Source organism: Psychrobacter sp. Pi2-1 (assembly GCF_904846645.1).
Classification (GTDB): Bacteria; Pseudomonadota; Gammaproteobacteria; order Pseudomonadales; family Moraxellaceae; genus Psychrobacter.
In genome coordinates this window covers 1-19,843 of the sequence record NZ_CAJHBO010000001.1, presented here as the reverse complement: position 1 = coordinate 19,843, position 19,843 = coordinate 1, and the positions used below count along the sequence as shown (strand labels likewise).

7 protein-coding genes are annotated in these 19,843 nt (G+C 45.4%); 3 read left to right on the top strand and 4 right to left on the bottom strand.

What is annotated here, in order from left to right:
• The first annotated feature begins 82 nt into the window (after positions 1–82).
• Genes JMX91_RS00035 through JMX91_RS00025 form a run of 3 tightly spaced genes read left to right on the top strand, consistent with a single transcriptional unit; the run spans position 83 to position 11,499 of the window.
• Positions 83–7,807 (top strand): HEAT repeat domain-containing protein, encoded by a 7,725-nt coding sequence (locus JMX91_RS00035; RefSeq protein ID WP_201547042.1) that lies wholly within the window; start codon positions 83–85, stop codon positions 7,805–7,807.
• Complete coding sequence (locus tag JMX91_RS00030; protein WP_201547040.1) at positions 7,804–10,056, top strand: hypothetical protein; 2,253 nt, start codon at positions 7,804–7,806, stop codon at positions 10,054–10,056. The genes JMX91_RS00035 and JMX91_RS00030 overlap by 4 nt, the downstream gene beginning before the upstream one ends.
• A 3-nt stretch (positions 10,057–10,059) precedes the next feature.
• Positions 10,060–11,499: a reverse transcriptase family protein gene (locus JMX91_RS00025; RefSeq protein WP_160021726.1), complete on the top strand. Its 1,440-nt coding sequence runs from the start codon at positions 10,060–10,062 to the stop codon at positions 11,497–11,499.
• A 94-nt stretch (positions 11,500–11,593) separates the two neighbouring features.
• Here the strand turns inward: JMX91_RS00025 and uvrA are convergent, their stop codons facing one another.
• The 4 genes from uvrA to JMX91_RS00005 form a co-directional block, all read right to left on the bottom strand.
• On the bottom strand, positions 11,594–14,161 hold the full coding sequence (gene uvrA, locus JMX91_RS00020; RefSeq protein ID WP_201547038.1) for an excinuclease ABC subunit UvrA: 2,568 nt from the start codon (positions 14,159–14,161) through the stop codon (positions 11,594–11,596).
• Between the two features lie 217 nt (positions 14,162–14,378).
• Positions 14,379–15,623: a DUF819 domain-containing protein gene (locus tag JMX91_RS00015; protein ID WP_160021724.1), complete on the bottom strand. Its 1,245-nt coding sequence runs from the start codon at positions 15,621–15,623 to the stop codon at positions 14,379–14,381.
• 277 nt (positions 15,624–15,900) lie between these two features.
• The gene (locus JMX91_RS00010; RefSeq protein ID WP_201547036.1) at positions 15,901–17,571 is read right to left on the bottom strand and encodes a DEAD/DEAH box helicase; all 1,671 of its coding nucleotides are present in this window, start codon (positions 17,569–17,571) and stop codon (positions 15,901–15,903) included.
• 604 nt (positions 17,572–18,175) lie between these two features.
• Positions 18,176–19,468, bottom strand: coding sequence for a DUF1176 domain-containing protein (locus tag JMX91_RS00005; RefSeq protein ID WP_227679159.1), 1,293 nt, complete (start codon positions 19,466–19,468; stop codon positions 18,176–18,178).
• Between the last annotated feature and the right edge of the window lie 375 nt (positions 19,469–19,843).

The window sequence follows — 19,843 nt, the reverse complement described above, 5'->3', positions numbered from 1 at the left end:
AGATAAATAGCTACTAGCAAGCTTTTATATTCAAAAAAAGATACTCAAAAAAATATGACGTCACCTCAACTGAGATAACACCATGAAAACAATAACACTCCCCTATTGGGGTCAAATTATGGGCTTAGTCAGTAAGGCCAACAGTACCCAAGCGGCAACTCAAAAGACAACCAAACAAGATGGGCGCAGTCTTTTTATTACTCGCCAGCAGCAAGCATCTACTACGGTCTTATACATCCTTGATCAACAAGGTGAGCAATTTAGCTTATCGACAACAGCGCTGCCTTGTGCGATGCAAGCCATCACCAAAATAGATGACAGCACTATTGTGATGATTGGTGACGATGGTCATCTTTACCAAACGGATTGGCAAGCAAAGAAAGTTAAGAAGACCAGTGCTACATCCTTGTTCGATGCACCTAAAAATAATAACAATGCTATAGGCCGTGCCGTAGCAATGGCACCACTACAAGATGCGTTGGCTATTCTATACCCAAAACATATCGTAGTATGGCCTTATCAGGACAGCCAAGCCAGCAGTACTGTCATCATTGAACCTTATTCGTCTTCTATAGCAGTATCAAGTAAGGAGCCTGCATTAACCGCGCTAACAACGTCAAGTGATGGCTCGTGGCTCGTGGTGGCAGATAAAGCGGGAGATGTTAGTAGCTATCAATGGGCATCAGATGGTGCTCAGCTTAATCTAAGTAGCCGCAAACAGCTCCATCAAGGTAAAGTGAACGCGCTTTGTTTTGAGCCGGTCGGTCAATACTTCTTCTCAGCAGGTGCAGATAAGTGCTTGTACCGTACTCATGTCCAAGGCGACCTGCACCCTGTTGATAGAGCCAAGTCTAGCCAACACAGTGAAATGATCACGGCGCTTTGTGTCTCAGACACACGGTTATTTACCGCAGCAGATGACAAGAGTGTTAAATCGTGGGCATTTGATAAAGGTCAACCAAACAGCTGTAAAGAGGATCTAACCAAGGCTCGACAGATCGTCTTATCTTCTTATGCTGAACAACCAGCGCTCATCGTCGTCAGTGCTGATCAGAGCTTACGTTTCATACCTATTGACCATACTCAAAGTACGTCACAGAATAGCACCTCACAAAATAGTACGGCAAAAAATAGCAAGCTATTACCAGTCACTTATATTATCAAAGATGGCTATCAGAGAATCGGCCAATTACTGACAGATGCCTCAAACAATAACGATGTGTCGTTTAAAGAAGGCTTGGCGCTGCTACAGGCGCAAGCAGATAACCAAACATTAGAGCTGGTTAAAAAATTACTTGCAGACAGCGATACGCTCACGGCCAACCAAGCATTGCAATTGGTACAGTGGGTTGCTACTACTAATCTTGATAAAACTGCACAGGTTTTAGAGCAGCAACTAAGCTCGGAGCACAGTGCAAAAGTACGTCTTGCTGCTTTTCATGCCTTGGCCGATCGCGCAAGTACGGCGAAGCGCCCGTTGCATTATTTAGAAGAAGCTTTTAAAAACCGTTATTACGAAGAAGTGGTGGCTTCTGCGTTACAAGGTTACCTAAAGGTCGCGATGAAGGATGCCACCAGCCAGCGCCGCATCTTACCTATTTTAAGAGACGCGTTGTCACACAGTTTTGCGAATATTCGCAAGCAAGCATTGGCCTCACTTGAGACACTGTTGCCAGAGAATAGTCCGCAAGCAGATTTGATGGCATTAGACTGCAATCAGTCAGACATTGTCCAGTCAGGACTGATTCGTCTGTATCAGCGCGGCATGCTAAACCATCTTGAAGTCTCACGTCAATTGATGCTGCTACAGAATCATCGTAATACAGAGATTAGGCAAACGGCGTTTTACGTCTCATTACTGTCTCAGCCTGAGTTGATAGAGGCGTTGAAACAGCAAGGTGACACGCAAACATTGCGTACCCTGTCTGATTTTGATGACTTTCGCTTACTGCGCGGTACGCTACTAGATAACGCTAGTAGTACAGCGGCGAATGATAAGAGTGTTAAACCATCAGAATCCGATGAGGCGATCCGTTTAACCTTATCTACGCAAGATTTTATCTCGCAAGCAGATAGTACCCAAGCATCTAAGTCTAAAAGTAAGGCTAAAACGGCCAAATCCAAGAAGCCTACTGATGAATCTATAAATCTAGGCAATGATACGTTAGAGCCCTTATTACAAAGCTTAAGCAATAGTCACGAAGATATCAGTTTCCGAGCAGCTTATGCGCTGGCTTGCCTACAAGACAAACGAGCGTTTGGCACCCTGATTAGCCTAATGAGCCATGATGACAGTGCCATCATCCGTGCTGGTGTCGCTACCGCGCTTGGTCATTTAAATATAGAAGATGCCAAAGCAGTCCTACCGACATTACTAGATGATAAGGACGCTGGCGTGCGCCAAGTGGCTATGCAAGCCTATGGCAAATTGGCAGACAATGCATTGTCTTGGGCTGCGACGGGTTTTGCTTCTAAGCATCAAGACATTCACGAGCAGTCTTTAGCGCTGTTTTTAAAGCATGTTGCAGCAGATAGCTCAAATAGTGGTGATAGCAGTGATAAAAGCGTTCAGATGTCGTCAGAGATGATAGACATACTGCTACAGGCATTGAACAACCCTTTTACCAGTATTCGGTTAGAAGTGGTTAAAGTTCTATTAAACCGCCAATTTAAGCAGTCACCTGACAAGGCTATCGTTGACATCATTGAGTTATTGCAGAAAAGCCTCTTTGAAGATGTGCACCAAGTGGCTATAGAGGAATGGCAACGACTGTTGCTAGCGATGAACTCGAAGCATAAAACAAATAAAGCCAATAACACTGAAGAAACGAATCACCAAAAGACCAATCAAGCTGTCCTGACCCTGTTCTTTGCGGATACGTTTGCCGCCATCCGTAAGCAAGCCTTTGACATCGCATTGAAACAGAGCAAACACTTAGGGTTTGCTGACGTCATGTTAAATGCACTTGCCAGCCCTTATGCGGACACTAAGCAACTGGCCCTTACGACAGTGCAAGCCAGAGCGAATACGACTCAGCTGACACAACTGATGCCAGCTCTAGTGGCCATGTTCGCTGATGACAGTATTGAGCTACGTAAACAAGCTTTGACGGTCGCTTTGGCGCTGACAGACTTACAGTCTACTATTTTAGCGGATCACAGTAGCCTAGATGATAGTAGCGCCGATGATCAACCGAATCATCACGAAGCATTGATTACCGCAGCCCTCAACAGCCCTTATCCTGATATTCAGCTAACAGTCGCGCAACTACTGGCCAGTCAATCACGCCTATATGCTGACGAAGAACAGGCACAGCGGAGTGATGAACAAGCGTATCAAGTCTTTAAACACTATCTAGAACTGCCTATGCCCTCTCAAGGCAAGAAAAGTGATAGCTATACCCAGTGGCACAATCATGTAAGCCAAGCACTGTTTGGTTTGTCTAAACTGGCATACCCATCAAAGCATGATGCGTTAGGTTGGTATGCTAAATATCTACACCACTCTGATGCTGATTTTAAACCTCTTGCACCAAAGATTACGCAGATAGTTTCTTTCGAGGACATTGATCTACTGGTGAAATGGCAAAAAGATGAGCGCGACATTATCAATCAATCAGCCAGTTTGTGTTTGGCTATTTTGGGTGATGCTCGCGGGCAGTACTTCCTTACTCATAACATAAGAGACGAAACAGACAATCTTAGTACGCTTGTTGCACCGATGACGCCTACGCATTGGCTACAAGCGCAGCACGGTTTAGGTATTACACATGCACGGCAATTACAGCCTTTGTTTGAGTCAGAGTCCTATGCAGTATCAGCCAGACTGTTATTGATATTTAATGACTTACAGAATGGCTGGCACGATAACAGGCCAACTCCTGAAAAGACCGCTACTAGCACTGGTCGACCCAACCGACTGATAGAAGCCCTAAGCTTTGCCGATAATGACACGGCAGTAGTCTACGCCAACATACTCGCTCGTTACCCAAATGACGTACAACACCCTAATAACCAGTCAGCACTATCGTCAGCATGGCAGTATTTGAGTGATTACTTGTCACGTCAATTAGGCAGTATTTTATCTTCTCACTCTGAAGTCATTACGATGACGATAGATGCCATGCCAAACACGGCAGATAAAGGTGGTGTTAAAGGACAATCGCATAATACGGCCTCTATCCGAGCAAGTATCCTGACAACCGTCAGTACCGAAAACTTACAACAGCTCGCCAACCTCAGTCGCCATCAGCAGCCATTGGTACGCGCCCAAACTATCGATGTTATCTGCAACTTATCTGAATTACTCGCCCATGACTACTATGACGATGAGGACGATGTGTTTGAGACATTACAAAAATGGCAACGCAGTTTGCAGGCATTGTTAAGTGTTCACCCTGTATCAGCCTCTATTCAGGATGTTTCAAACGACGATGCGCAAACAGTAGGTAGCTCTTCTACTGATAAGCAAGACAGTTCCGAGTTGCATTATCCATACCAATCTCTTGCTTTTGGCGCTTGGATTGGCGTCATACGCGCAGGCGATGATTATTATGCTAATAGCAGCACTACAGACCAAGCCATTCGAGGGCTAATGTGGCTTGCTACTCAATCATCGCAGCTTAACACTAATAACGATGAGGACTGGCGGGACAGTACCAGTCGCGTGCTATTACCACTACTTAACCACCGTAGTTTTGACACTCGTGAGCTGGCATGGGAATGCTTGTACAAGCTAAACATGCCTACCAAAAAGCTGGCTGACTATGCCATGAGCACGCCCTATCGAGATATGGTCAAACGCGGCTTGGATTTATTGTTAGATACCGCAAAGAACGATGCCATACAGCAGCAAAGCAAACCATCGGATACAGCGACTGTCAGTAGTAGCGCTGATCAACAACTCATTGATTTGTTAAAAACCAATAATCACACCTTAGCAGAAGAGACCTATCAGCTGCTAAAAGGCCGACTAGGCCATCTGCCAGCCAGCTTGCTTGGGCTACAGACATATTGTCAGTCGCTACTGCCTCAGATCGTTGCTGAATGGAAACAAGTCATCGTCACGCCCTTTGCAGACAGTCAATCGCCGTCAGGGCAGCGTCAAGACAAACTGACATTTTTGCTGCACGCTGTGAAGAGTGATGATTGGAATGCAAAATATCAAGCACTGAGTCAACTGGTCGAGTTTCATGACGTACTGTTTGCAGACAGCACGCTATTTGATAGCTTATTTGATTTTGCTGAAGATGCTCAAGCGAGTAATGAGAAATACCGTAGCTGGAATTTGCTTGTCGATGCACTCACCTCGTACCAATTCATCAATAAGAACACTTTAGAGGGTCATTTAAAGAATGGTTTGGAGAGCAGCTTTGATATTGCGACTGCTGAACAAGTTGCTAATGAAGCGCACTTACGATTATTAGCCTTACTTGACGATCCCCATATCAAAAAACCTAAGCAGTTTATTTATGGTGATATCGCTGACCTGCGTAATACGCATCTGGTCGCACCATTACTACAGCGTTTAGAGAATCTGTTTGAGTACACGCCAGAAAAGCATAAAGAAGAGCGTAAATACTTATTTGACACTTTGGTGAAAATCAGCGGTTACGATCAAAACATCGATGACTACCTAGATGAGCGTGAAGACACGCGTTGGTTACAACGTCAGCATCCTAGAGACTCGAAAGTCTTGCTGTCACTGTTTACGACCCTTATGAGTCATAGTGATTATGCACTTGCCGCGCTGCTATTGCCGTCACTTGCATGGGTACAATCGGACGACAGTGATTTATCCTCGCGCATTGATAGTGCTTTGGCGTTAGCCTACGAGCAGATGCCAGCTAATCATACCTTTAAATTGGTCGAGGCACTGGCATATCGTGCCAAAAGACGACATAGCAGCATTGCCTCATTACAAAACGCCCTGCGTAATAAAGACGCCGATGTGCAATTTGCGGCGGCTGAAGGACTGGCTAAGTGTGGTCATGCTGATGGAGTCAATATCTTGATGGCCACGATCGATTATAACCCTGATGCTGAGTTCCGCAGCTGCAGTGTGTTAGCCATTGGCGAGCTACTAGGCAGCAGTGACCATCAAAACCAAAATCAAAGTGATAACTCGCCTAATGCTAGCTCGCCTGCGGACAATGCCGATAAAAACTTACAGGTTCATACCTTATACAAAGCCTATGATAAGTTAATCAAACTGGCCGAGGACGACGAGCATTACCTGCAAGACGTGGCTAGCGAAGCCTTAGGTCGCCTTGCACAAGGTGGTGACTTTGAGCATAGTTCGCATATTTTTGAGCTATTAAAATCGCACTTGTCAGACCCCGCCGTCCATTTCACCAATCCCGCCATTGTCCATTGGTTAAATGGACTGCGCTGGCTCAACACAACGCCTGCTTGGGAACAAATACGCAGCTATATACGCACTCATCTTGATAAAGCCATATTTTCCCGTCCGCAAAGGCATGCGGTATGGCTACTGCAGATGAATGATAACGATGCCAATAAAGCATTAATTTTAGATATCTTAAAGATGAGAAACCTAGACCGTGCAGTGCTTATGGTGGCTTATACTGCGGCACAAAAAACTTGGGGCAGTCTGGCGTCGCAGATTTATCCTTATGATTGGGCAGCCATTCAAAGCCATAATGATGATTTTGTAGAAGAGACGGAGCGTTTGAGCCTAAAGCGTATTATTGATAATAGCAGCATCGATGAGCTGGCAACATTTATCACGCAGCATGGTGCGCACTTGCCAGCCGATACTTTGATGGCACTGCAAAATGCCATTATGGCTAAGCAAGATATGCCAACATCGCAGCTTACCGCGTTGATTAGCAGTAGTAACATACTGACACAGCATATTGGACTGTGCTATCTGACCCAATATCCGACCAGCTATCTTGATAAAGAGATGGTTGCGATGTTGCAGCAGCGTTTTGACACTGCAAGCGAGCAATGGCACACGCTTATCGATACCATCAACCGCAGTCCGACGACCATCAATAATAGTCAGTGGATTAGCATGGTTGAGCAAGTACGCACCACCATCTCGCAACTGGTGTGGTTAATCATGCGTCATGTTTCTATCACAACTGCTAAAGGTGCTGTCGATAAAGTAGCAGCCAAGCAGATCGCGGCAATGCTTGAGTGGCTCAATGATGCTCGTCAACCATTGATCATCACCTCTATTCCACTGCTCTCTACGACTATTAGCGGTTGGTGGCAGCAAGCGCTGTTAGCATTGCTGGCTAGACCTGTCGCTGAAGATAAGATGCTATCAAGCATCGTGCCAACGTTGAGCGTTGTCTCGACAGCAACTCAATCGCAGCTCACTTACGACAACCAATCCTTGCTAGGAACTGTGATTGCTCGTATTGAACAAAGCGGTACATCTACCCAAAAATCCATAATAACTGTAGTAAAGAATGCGCTGAAACATAAGGGCTCGTCTACCGAGATACCAATCAACCAACAGCTACTACAGTGGATCAGAGCAAAAGACGCTGACGCACTTTATCATTGTGCAAGTAATGACAACATGGAGATGACGGTTCGCATCCGTGCTATCGAAGCGCTTGGGCAGCTACATGATCCAAATATTGAACAATGGCTGACGACGCTTATGGCACATGAAAACTCAGACATTCAGAGACTTGCTTATAAAGTACTACGCCGCTGGCAACGTGCCATGATACGAGCACAGCAAAAGCGTCCGTCGTCATCTATCGCAGCACAAAGTAGTCAGGACAGCAGTCAAAAAAGCAATCAGGGTGAAGGAGACAGTCAATGACTATAGACAATCAATTAGACCAAGCATCAGAAACAGAGTCAGAAGTAGCAAACACTGATGGTCTGATGATGCAGTTGGACTACGCCGCACCTAGCCAAATCAGTCAAGTTAACGAATCGTCAGATTCACTGTCGGAGGCGCAAACGACCGAACATACTCAGCATGTGGCTCTATTTGCTCAGCTGAATCGATCGGAGGTTAACTTCCACGGTAAGGTCAAGTCTCCCCTGGTTTTTCGTGACAGTTTGCTAGCCTTATTTGATGTGGTCAGTAGTGATTATCGCTATGTGCCAAAAGACCGCTCAGCGTATACGGTATTTATGCAGATGCGCCGTGCCAGCAGCAACAAAAACCTATTTACTGCGCAGCGTGATTATTTCACGTGGCTATTCGATAATGACCCACTGGCTTTTTGTATTTTGGACCCGATTATTCAGGTGCATGAGCAAGGTGTTAGCTTTGAGGTATTTAGCCGTGATGAAGGCTGCTATGCTCAATTGACCTTGACCAATGAGATTTTTGAGCAAAGTGCTAAACCTACCCTTGGCACAACAAGCATTGATTACAGTGCGGCGTTGTTTAATGGTATTGAGAAAATACGCGATCATCAACAAACGATATTAGATATCGGTCATGAAGCGGTCGGCTTACAGTTACTCGAAGCCAAACCAGAGACAGCTGAAGCAGATACTGATAGTACAGTAAGCACGCCCACCGTAAAAAAACAGATCATAGAAAAGCGCATCAACGTGCCCAAAAGCTGGATCAGAGCGCTGCTACAAGTACAGTCTGCAGGTCAATTACCACAAGACACCATCCATCTCGATCCAATCGCATTGTATAACGTGCTATTTGAGCTGCGTATGCATGCTGATATCAAAGGCAAACGCCGTGGATTATTAATTGAGCTTAGACCTCAGCAGCTGCCGGTGATTATATTAGAGCCTTTTAACATCACTGTTACTAGCCAAGTCAGCCAACAGCAAAAGCCCTATCAAGGTCAACAAGCAAAGCTGATTCGCTTATGGGGTCGCCGTCGTCTCAGCCTATTAAAACGTCTGTTGCCACATACTGACAGCGTTTCGGTGTCGCTACTGGGTCAAGGCATGCCAAGCTATTGGACACTAAAAGGTAAAGGCTTTCATTTCACCTTTGCCATGACAGGCTTCAGCCAAGCCAACTGGTCACAGTCATTGAACTTTGACTTGTTACTACCCAAGCGCCCACTGCATAATACATTGGCTACCAATGAAAGCTTGTCAGACAGTAGTAAAGCAACCTTAGATGACAGCAATAACTATAGTAACGATGAGCATAATGGCTTGTCCGTATTGATTAAAACCCTGGCAAATACTCCTAGTACGATAGAAGATTTGGTAAAGTCGCTATCAGCAGATGCTTCATTAAAATCTGTGACTGTTTCTCACTCACAAGTGCAGCAATGGTTACTGTCAGGTACTCAGCAAGGCTCAATTCGCTATGAGATGGCGACGCAGCTGTATCACTACAGACCTTTGACCCAAGTGCCGCTTGATATGGCGCAGTTTGCTTACCACAATGAGGCAGAAAAGCAGGCTTTTGATTTGATTAGCCGTACGGATGCCGTGCAGAAGTTCTCTGTTCAGACTGTTGCCGTCAAAGGTATTACCATTCGTGCAGATATTCATGTCGAAGAAGACAGACGTACTTATCACAGCCAGCTGCAATTAGGCGATGAAGGGCTAGTTACCAAGGCGGAATGCAGCTGTCCGCAGTACTTGCAGCATCGTCTCACTCATGGTGTGTGCGCGCATCTTATCGCGCTACGACTTCGATATAACCAATACGACCCAAATAACACCGGCAATGATAGCTGGCATGACACTCGTGTCTTGAGTAAACGTGTACCGAGTAAGCGCTTACATCAGCCTAAGAACAAACAAGAAAGCGTACAAGTAAAAGCAACCCATAGCTCGTTAATGACATTACCTGTTGCAACGACACTTGATTTGACGGCCTTAGCACAACCAACCGCCCAGTCACATGCAACTGCAAGCGATAAGACACAAGCGTTAACCACACAAGAGACCGCTATTGCTTATGTTTACATCACCATTGCCCATAAGAAGATTACCATTGAACAAACAATAGGTGACAAGGATACGCGCCAGCAGCTGGTGTTCAATCAGCCTGCTCAAGCCAAAGCCGCATTTTTACAACATATTGCCAGATTTGAAGCCAAAGGCTTTATCGAAAACCAAGGGGTGTAAGGTATGACGACGCAGACAGAGCAGCAGAATGATTATATAACCCCTGTGCCTAATGCCACGCCCTTTGAGCGTCAGTGGCAGCAACTATGGCAAGATATTGAGCTGGCAGGCGGACGTTACCAATATGTTCAGCAGCAGCTAGTCAGTCAAGGCTTTATGGTCGAGCGTCAACCTGTCGACAATATGAGCCCAAAAGAACGGGATCGCTATAAAAAAGCCTTAAAAAAGGAAGCAGCTGAAGAAAAAAGTCTCAAAAAGGCTGCTTGGCAAGCATACAAAGCGCATCACATGGTTTATCTTGGCCGGAAAGTATATTGGACGGACGATACCAGTACCGATAAATGGGATATCAAAGACGCGGCCAATCGGCTGATTGAAAACAAACTGCCACTGCTGCGTAAACATAATGAGTTAGCAGAAGCAGTTAACCTTACCATCCCGCAGTTAAAAGGATTGTGCTATCAAAGAGAGGTTGCCACCAATCTGTCTTATTCGCATTTTACTATTGCCAAACGCAATGGCACAGCGCGTCAAATATGGTCGCCGATACCACGTTTGAAGTTTGTGCAACGCTGGATTTTGCACAATATTTTGAATAACTTAACGACACATGGTGCCGCCCATGGCTTTGTACGTGGCAAATCCATCGTGACTAACGCAGCAGTACATAGCAACAGCGAGCTCCTTATTAAGTTGGATGTCAAAGATTTCTTTCCTAGCGTGAGCTGGCGCCGTGTCAAAGGGGTCTTTCGTCATGCTGGCTACCCAGAGCAAATTTCGACATTACTGGCATTACTCTGTACGGAGTCGCCCAGACAAGTGGTGCAGCAAGATGGCGTTACCTACTATGTGGCATTAGGTGATAGAGCCTTGCCACAAGGCGCGCCTACCAGTCCTGCATTAACAAACATCGTTTGCCTAAATCTTGATCGCCGCTTGACAGGGTTGGCAGAAAAGTTGGGGCTACGTTATAGCCGTTACGCCGATGACTTGACCTTTAGTGTTCCCGCTATTGAAGACACCAAACCCAAATCGAAGGCTAAAACAACGATTAAAGCCACGACCAGCATCGCAAAGAAACAAGCCGATACGCAGCACAATAAGCTAATCGGGCAACTGCTCGGCTCAGTCCATAAGATATTACGCGAAGAAGGTTTTGCGTTGAATAATGATAAAACGCGCGTGATTCGTAAAGGCAATCAGCAACAAGTGACAGGCATGGTGGTCAATGGACAAGGCGTACCCAGGGTATCTCGTCAAATCAAAAAAATGTTGCGTGCAGCCGTTCATAAACTAGAGTCAGGTGGCAAATTACGCGCGGATGAGACTTTAAATACGCTGGCAGGATATGCCGCTTGGATAGCCTCGGCAGAGCCAGAATTGGGACATAGTTATCTAGATAGGATTGAGCGTTTGCAAGTGCAGCAAGAGACACCTGCATAGATATTTATTTATCCTTATAAAAAATGATTATTAGAAAAATTCTATTTCTAATACTCATTCAAGTGAAGCATATTAGCGCAGAATTATATTTTCATTAGACTGATAAGAATGGTGCGGTGCGACTGTCTTTTGATTGGGCAACGTCGTATGGCGTACCTTGAGCGACAATCATTCCGCCCGCATCCCCTGCCCCTGGCCCAATATCAATGATCCAGTCGCTATTGCTTGCCACCTGCATATCATGTTCAACCATGATGACAGTATTGCCCGCATCGACAAGACCATTTAACTGTGTCATTAGCATGGACACATCAGCAGGGTGTAGACCTGTGGTTGGTTCATCTAAGATGTATAGCGTGTCGCCTCGCTGCGTGCGTTGCAGCTCGGTAGCAAGTTTAATACGCTGTGCTTCGCCGCCTGATAATTCGGTGGCAGGCTGACCCAGACGTAAGTAACCAAGTCCAACCTGTAGTAATGCCTCTAACGCACGCAAAATAGGTGCTTCATCAACAAAAAACTCATGAGCCGCTTCAACCGTTAAGTTCAATACTTCAGAGATTTTTTTGTCTCGATAAGTGATTGCTAGTGTTTCCTCATCATAACGTTGACCATGACAAACCTGACAAGGTGCATAGACGCTTGGTAAGAATAATAATTCAACACTGACAAACCCTAAACCTTCGCAATTTGGGCAGCGGCCTTTAGTCGTATTAAATGAGAACCTGCCAGCATCATAGCCTTGCGCTTTTGCTTGCTTGGTCGCTGCAAACAGCTTGCGTACATCGTCAAACAAGCCCGTATAGGTTGCCAAGTTAGATCGCGGTGTACGACCAATTGCTTTTTGATTGATATTAATAAGCCGACGGACGTGCTCCATGCCAGCGACGATCTCACCGCCAGTTACTGACTCAAGCTCCTGCTCAAGTAAATCTGCTTCACCAACAGGCGCTTCTGTAACTGTCTTCTGCCCCAACGCTTCACTGACAAGCTCTACCAATGCTTGGCTGACGAGACTTGATTTGCCTGAGCCTGAGACCCCTGTGACGCTGGCCATCACCCCAAGCGGAAACTCAACATCTAATCCTGTTATGTTATTTCGCTCAATGTTGGCAAGTTTGAGCCAGGCTGCCGGCTGCCTTGTGTTAGATTTTGACTGTGCGTTAGACGTAGCATTGGCAAATAGATATTGACCAGTATGCGACTGCGTAACTTTACGAAGTCCATCTACAGGGCCACTATAGACAATCTCGCCACCATGCGTGCCTGCCTTTGGCCCGACATCGACTACCCAGTCGGCATGTCTGATGACACTCACATCATGCTCAACGACAAACACCGAATTACCAGTGGCAATCAGCTCATCCAACGCACCTAGCAATGCTTGAGTATCAGCAGGATGCAGACCTGCCGATGGCTCATCAAGGACATATACCACGCCAAACAACTGCGAGCGAATCTGGGTTGCCAGCCGTAGTCGCTGTAGCTCACCAGGAGAGAGAGTCGGTGTGGTACGCTCAAGCGAGAGATAGCCTAACCCTAACCTTGTCAGCGCTTCAACACGAGAGAGAATATCACTGGCGATACGCTGGGCGACGATGGCTTTTTCGCGGTTTGGTGTGTTATCGCCTACCTTAGTACGAGCGGTTGCTTCTAATTTTTCCGCCATTTCAGTCAATGTTAACTGTGATAGCTCACCGATATCGAGTCCTGCAAACTTAACCGATAGCGATTCTTTCTTTAGTTTCTTGCCATGACATTCAGGGCACTCAGATATCTGCATAAACTGCGAGACGCGTTTTTTGGTACGCGGGCTCTGAGTGGTAGCAAAAGAGTGCAAAATGAAGTTTTTGGCACTGGTAAAAGTACCCATATAGTTTGGCTTTTCGCCCTTCTCAATCGCATCGCGTGTTTGTTCGATGTTGTATTCAGGATAGACAGGTACCGTCGGTGTATCATCTGTAAACAAAATCCAATCACGTGTTTTTTTCGGCAGTGTGTGCCATGGTTTATCGATATCATAGCCTAATGTGGTCAATATACGACTGAGGTTTTGACCTTGCCACGCTGGTGGCCATGCCGCAATTGCCCGCTCGCGTATACTCTTAGTGTTATCTGGCACCAACAGCTCTTCAGTGACTTCAAATACGCGGCCAATACCTGAGCAAGTCGGACAAGCGCCATCTGGGGTGTTGGGGGAAAATGCATCGGCATATAGTATTCCTTGATCTGCTGGATACTCTCCTGCGCGTGAGTAGAGCATACGCAGGCCATTGGATATCGTCGTTACGCTACCCACGGACGAGCGCACTGATGGCGTACCCCGCTTCTGCTGCAAAGCGACTGCTGGTGGCAACCCTTCTATGGTATCGACATCTGGCTCATCGACCTGATCAATGAGTCGTCTTGCGTAAGGCGATACAGAATCAAGATAACGGCGTTGTGACTCGGCAAACAACGTACCAAATGCTAATGACGACTTTCCTGAGCCTGAGATGCCGGTAAAGACCACTAGTGCATTGCGAGGCAAATCAACATTGACGTTCTTTAAGTTATGTACGCGCGAGCCTCTGACCTGAATATTGTCTTGATCAAGGTTATAAAGGGCATTTTTTACTGTGTTTGTTTTACTTGTTTTTTCTTCTAGTTTTTTTGAGTTCGCCATAGCGTTATTGTTCCTATGAATTGTTGTTTATTCCTAATTAGCAGAAAGGTTAACACGTACTTATGCAAGGCTGTGGCTAGGCTTACGTATCAATAGCATAGATAGACAAAACGATAACTCAAGTCATCCAATCATTAATAATAAAAAACCCGCATCAAGGCGGGTTTTGTTTAGCAAGAAATGCTATTAAGTTGCTAAGAGGCTGGCAATTTAGGTATTAAGATACAACCAAGCGCATCAACTGCGTGCTGATATAACCACCAAATGTCCCTACTGCGTAACCTAAAATACCCAAAAACACTCCTACTGGTGCTAGCGATGGATGAAATGCCGTAGCGACAATCGGTGCTGACGATGCACCGCCAGTATTGGCATTAGAACCAACCGCCAAAAAGAAAAACGGTGCTCGAATGAGTCGAGCGACAGCAAAGATAATCACGACGTGAATACTCATCCATAACAGACCGATTAGTAATAGTCGCCACTGTGAGACGATACCTGCCAGATTGATTTGCATACCGATCGCGGCGATTAATACAAAGATAAATACCGTGCCGATTTTTGACGCGCCAACATGATCTAACCTACGTATCTTAGTAAACGAAAATATAACGCCTATTACCGTAATAATCACTACCATCCAAAAGAACGAGCTGGCAAAGCTATATTGAACGGCCCAACTATAAGGCGCAAAGAACTCTGCAATCTGGCCACCGGCAAAGTGTGCGACCCCGACCATGGCAAAGCATAAGCCAAACATCACCATTAGATCGTTAATAGTTGCTGGGCGGGCATGATCACGCTCATAGCTCTCGACTGCTTTGACCACTTTATCAATACTACTGGTATCAGCGCGCAAAAAACGGTCTATCTTGTCGCTATGTTTTGCCATTACTAAGATAGCTAGCAGCCACAGTGAGGCATTGGTCGTATCGACTAAAATCATCATACCAAACAAATCATCACTGACCCCAAACAGCTCTTTCATCGCTGCTTGGTTGGCCGCGCCGCCTATCCAGCTGCCCGCTACTGCCGAGAACCCACGCCATAACGTATCATCGGTAAACATCGCAGGCGATATCCACTTGGCGACTCCCAAACTGATTGGACCACTGATGACAATGGCAATACTTGCAGCAAAAAACATCGCGATCGCTTTCCAGCCTAAGCCCAATATTTTGGGCACATCCATAGATAGGGTCATCAACAACAAACTTGCTGGCAGCAAATAAGTCGCAGTAAAGCCATAAATCTGCGAACCAACGCCATCGGCAAAAACGCCTAAGCTATTTAAAGTGGCTGGTATAAAGCAGCAAAGTACAATACCAGGCAGTACAGCATAAAACCGACGCCAAAACTTACCCGGCAAGCCTTGGGTATAAAAAACCAGACCAATAATGGCCATGATGATGCCAAAGGCTAATGGCAAATTATCAATTGCTAAATTTGAGGTGGCTGGCATCAAGGCGCTCCAAGAGTTACAACGGGCAAAAGTAAATCAGTATAGACAAGGCAAAAAACTCCTGCAAGCAGCCATCAACTATTAGCTAGGATTTGCTGAGTAGTATTTGACAGGATGAGCAGCAAGGTAATGGCTAGACACGTAACGTCATACGCCCATTATTGAGCAATACAAAACAGGTAAACGCAAAAAAGCCAGATAACAAGTATCTGGCTTTTTTAGTGCTATCTTTAGACGATTAATGAATCAATGATTTTAATCGTCAAATATAGCTGTATTACGAGTTGTTACCACGGTTGCCGCCGTTTGGACGACCTTGGCCACGGCTGTCAGAACGACCAGCTGGACGGCCTTGGCTGCCGCTTGGACGACCGCGACCAGTTGCAGCACGCTCACCGCGTGGAACGCCATTGCTATCACCGCGGCTTGGGCCACCAGTGCGCTTGCCTTGATACGGCTTGCCACCTGAACGCTCATTTGGTTTGCCTGACGTGTCACGTGGCTTACCTTGATAACCGCTGTCGTTGCTAGCACGTTGACCAGTTGGAGCACTGTCGCTTGAACGACCACGACCTTGACCACCACCGCTAGATTTACCAGCATAGCCACCACCTGAACGACCACGGCCTTGACCGCCACCGCCGTTAGAACGACCACGACCACGGCCACGACCATTACCTTTGTTTTCGCTAGGTACGTAAGTTTTCTTAGGCTCCATACCTTCGATGATACATACTTCCATTTTGCGATCTAAATAACGGTTGATAGCGTTAAGCTGTGGACGATCATCCATGCTACATAGGCTAATAGCAACACCAGTACGACCAGCACGACCACAACGACCAATACGATGGACGTAATCTTCAGTCTGACGCGGCAAGTCATAGTTGATAACGTGCGAGATAGCTGGGATATCTAGACCACGAGCAGCAACGTCAGTCGCTACTAGGATTTTTACTTTACCATTACGCAAGTCTTGAACGATACGGTTACGCTTGCTCTGTGGCAAGTCACCATGTAGGAAGCTTGCTTTATGGCCCGCTTCTTGTAGCTGCTTAGCCAATTTCTCAGTGCTACGTTTGGTAGCAGCAAAGATAATGATTTGTTCCATATCTTGCTGACAAACGATTTTGTCAAGTAAACGGTTTTTGTGATCAAAATCATCACAGTAGTACACTTTTTCTTCGATGTGTGCAGATTCTACTTTGATTGATACGCGCTCAGGGTTCTTAGTGAAACTGGCAGCGATTTTACCTACTGGGCCATCCCAAGTTGCTGAACACATGATCGTTTGACGATCGATTGGCGCTGCACGAAGGATGTCACTGATATCATCAGCAAAACCCATGTCTAGCATACGGTCAGCTTCGTCAAGTACCAATACTTCTAGGTTTGACAAATCAACGCGACCTGCATTGATATGGTCAAGTAGACGACCAGGAGTTGCAACGATTACTTGAACGCCCTTTTTCAAAGCAGTGATCTGACCGTTGTATGGTGCGCCGCCAACTAGTGGTACACAAAATAGACCGCGCATGTCTTTAGAATAAGTGCGAACGCTGTCATGTACTTGCTGAGCAAGTTCACGCGTTGGCGTTAGGATAAGTGCTTTGGTTAGTTTGTCAAAGCTAGTAGCACGGCTTAAACGGTCAAGTACAGGGATAACGAAAGCCGCTGTTTTACCACTACCCGTTTGCGCTGACAATAAAAGGTCACGACCGGCTAGAGCAAAAGGAATGGCTTGTTCTTGAATAGGTGTTGGATTGGTATAGCCACTGCGATCAAGCGCAGTAAGAATTGGCTTAGCAATGCCAAGATCAGTAAAGGTGATTTTGTTTTCTTCAGTGGCGTCAGTAGTAGCCGCTTGAGTATTGTTATCAGTATTTGGAGTGTCAGTGCTTTCGATGATGCCGTTTTCAGCGGCGATTGCAGATAAGATGTCAGTCATAAGAATCCTTGGTAAGTATAAGTTGCTGTAAATTCAGCAAACTTGATGCATACCACTGATAACCGTTCACCACGCTGCTCTTATTAGCATTACCGAGCAACATAAAATTGTCGATAATTAGAAACCAAGCCAATAGAGCTTAGCGTCTTTATAATAAATGCGTTCGTGCTGTCTGACGTATTTTGGTGGTAGTGCCGAGTGTCTTATCCTTGCTTGATATACGCTCATTATCAATGCTTTGTCCAAAGCAGATAAAGGCAAACAGCAACCAATCTAGACCCTAGTTGTAGGCCAGTAGATAAGATATGAGTCAAAAATAACGGATATTTTTAAAGGTTATTTAAGTACACAAAATCATCGGCAACAATTACTTATGGTCATCCTAGACCCAAAATCGCAGGCGATGTTATCAATCTCATAATTCACGAAAGCCTAAGCTAACGTGGCGACGCAGTATAGCACAATAAAAAATTATATGTACCTATTTCTTCAATTACTGAGTAAATAAGCACTAACAGTGTTGATAATAAACAAGTTTAGGTGTTTTATTTAATGACTACAGCAAAATTTAATAACCAAAGTAAATGAACTATTAGCGATTTATCTATCGTACTACTTTAACTTCTGTGACATAGGTAGGTAGCTGCCATGCCCCGCCCGCCTCGATTAAACGGCACAGTCCTGTGGTGCTTTCATGGCTTTTTTCAAAGGCACGGCCTGTCCATAACCAATCGGTTTTGCTCATGCAATCACCGATGCCGCGTCCTTTTTGTACAGAGGTAAGCTTGCCTTTATCGTAGCCAGTAGCATTGGTCGTTACCAACGTTGGCTTATAAGGTTTACTGTCATTGATCACCCAAACCCCTGCTCCAGCGTTATAAGCGCCTGTCCAGCACTCATGCTGTGCCAACAGCTGCGAGCCATTTAGACGACTGATACGCCAAGGTGATTTGTCTGAAAGATTGGGACAAACGCTGTCTGCATCTTTCATTGTGCCTTTTACCAACGATGCCAACTGAGAGGACCTCATCACAAATTTTTTGTCATTACCATCGTCCGCTTTGGCACTTGGCACGACAAACCGCAGTACTGGCGCGGCTTTAGGAGGTAATATACCGCCACTAGATTTAACAGCATCTTCATTTTTGACAAAAGCACTGGATGTACCAACGCGACCTTGGAACTCATCGGCTTTTAGCATAGCAGCACTGGCACCTTTGTCAGAGAGCTGCCAACGTGAATTGCGCAAGGCCAACGTAATCTTGCTAGATTTGGTCAACGCCTCTAACAATGCAATTACCTGCGTTTGAGTAAGCTCAGCGTTACCTGCAGCGGCTGAATATGGTTTCGTCTCACCATAGTCTTTGTCATTAATAAACAACGAGATGCGATGACGGTTACCGAGCTGCATTAGGGCTTTAGACGAACTGTCCTTTGCCCCGCCAAGCTTTACTTTACCATCCACGCCAGCATTCGCACCTGCGCGGCGTACGAGCAATACAGAAACCGGGAACTCACTGTTATTCTCTGCTTGATAGCCTGCCAGCCGGCACGTACGCGTATTATCACAAACGACTTGCCAGTCTTGACTGGTAAACTCAGTCGATGTACTGGCCATACTAGTGGTACTGAATAAAGCTGTGCTAAGCGCTGCAAATACAGGCAGTAATATTTTATTTTTTATCATAAAGGTGGGTTGTTCTTTTATTTTTTTAGGTATGTTTTCTGAATAATGCTCTACAGTGATGTTTTTAGGATTTTTATTAGACTGGGCACTATCTTTATAGCTATTTTTATCATAATTATTATCGTCATAGGTAATGTCTGACCTACTAACACCAGTTAAATCAGCGTCTCTTGATAGCGACATATTGTTTATATAGTTATTGTCTTTCATAATCATCACCTTTCAGTAGAAGAAGTATAAACACCTATCTATTGTAATGGTGCTCGGCTATCTTAACGCACTAGTGTTTCTATCTGTTGTACTAATGTATCATTGTGTAAAGACAAAAGGAAGACCTAACATGGGTTGTATTCATTTTTATAAATACAAATAAAAAGGCTGATAAGTTATTTGCTTATCAGCCTTGCTGTTGTGTTTAAGATTTATTTATGTTTAGCCTGTACTACTAGGGCGTGTCATCAATTAGCACAGTTATTTTAGAATAAGCTATAGTAACTCTATATTTAGCAATCTGAGTAAAACCCTCATGACAAGACGCCATGCCCTACGAGATGACCAATGGGCGAGAATTAAAGACATTCTGCC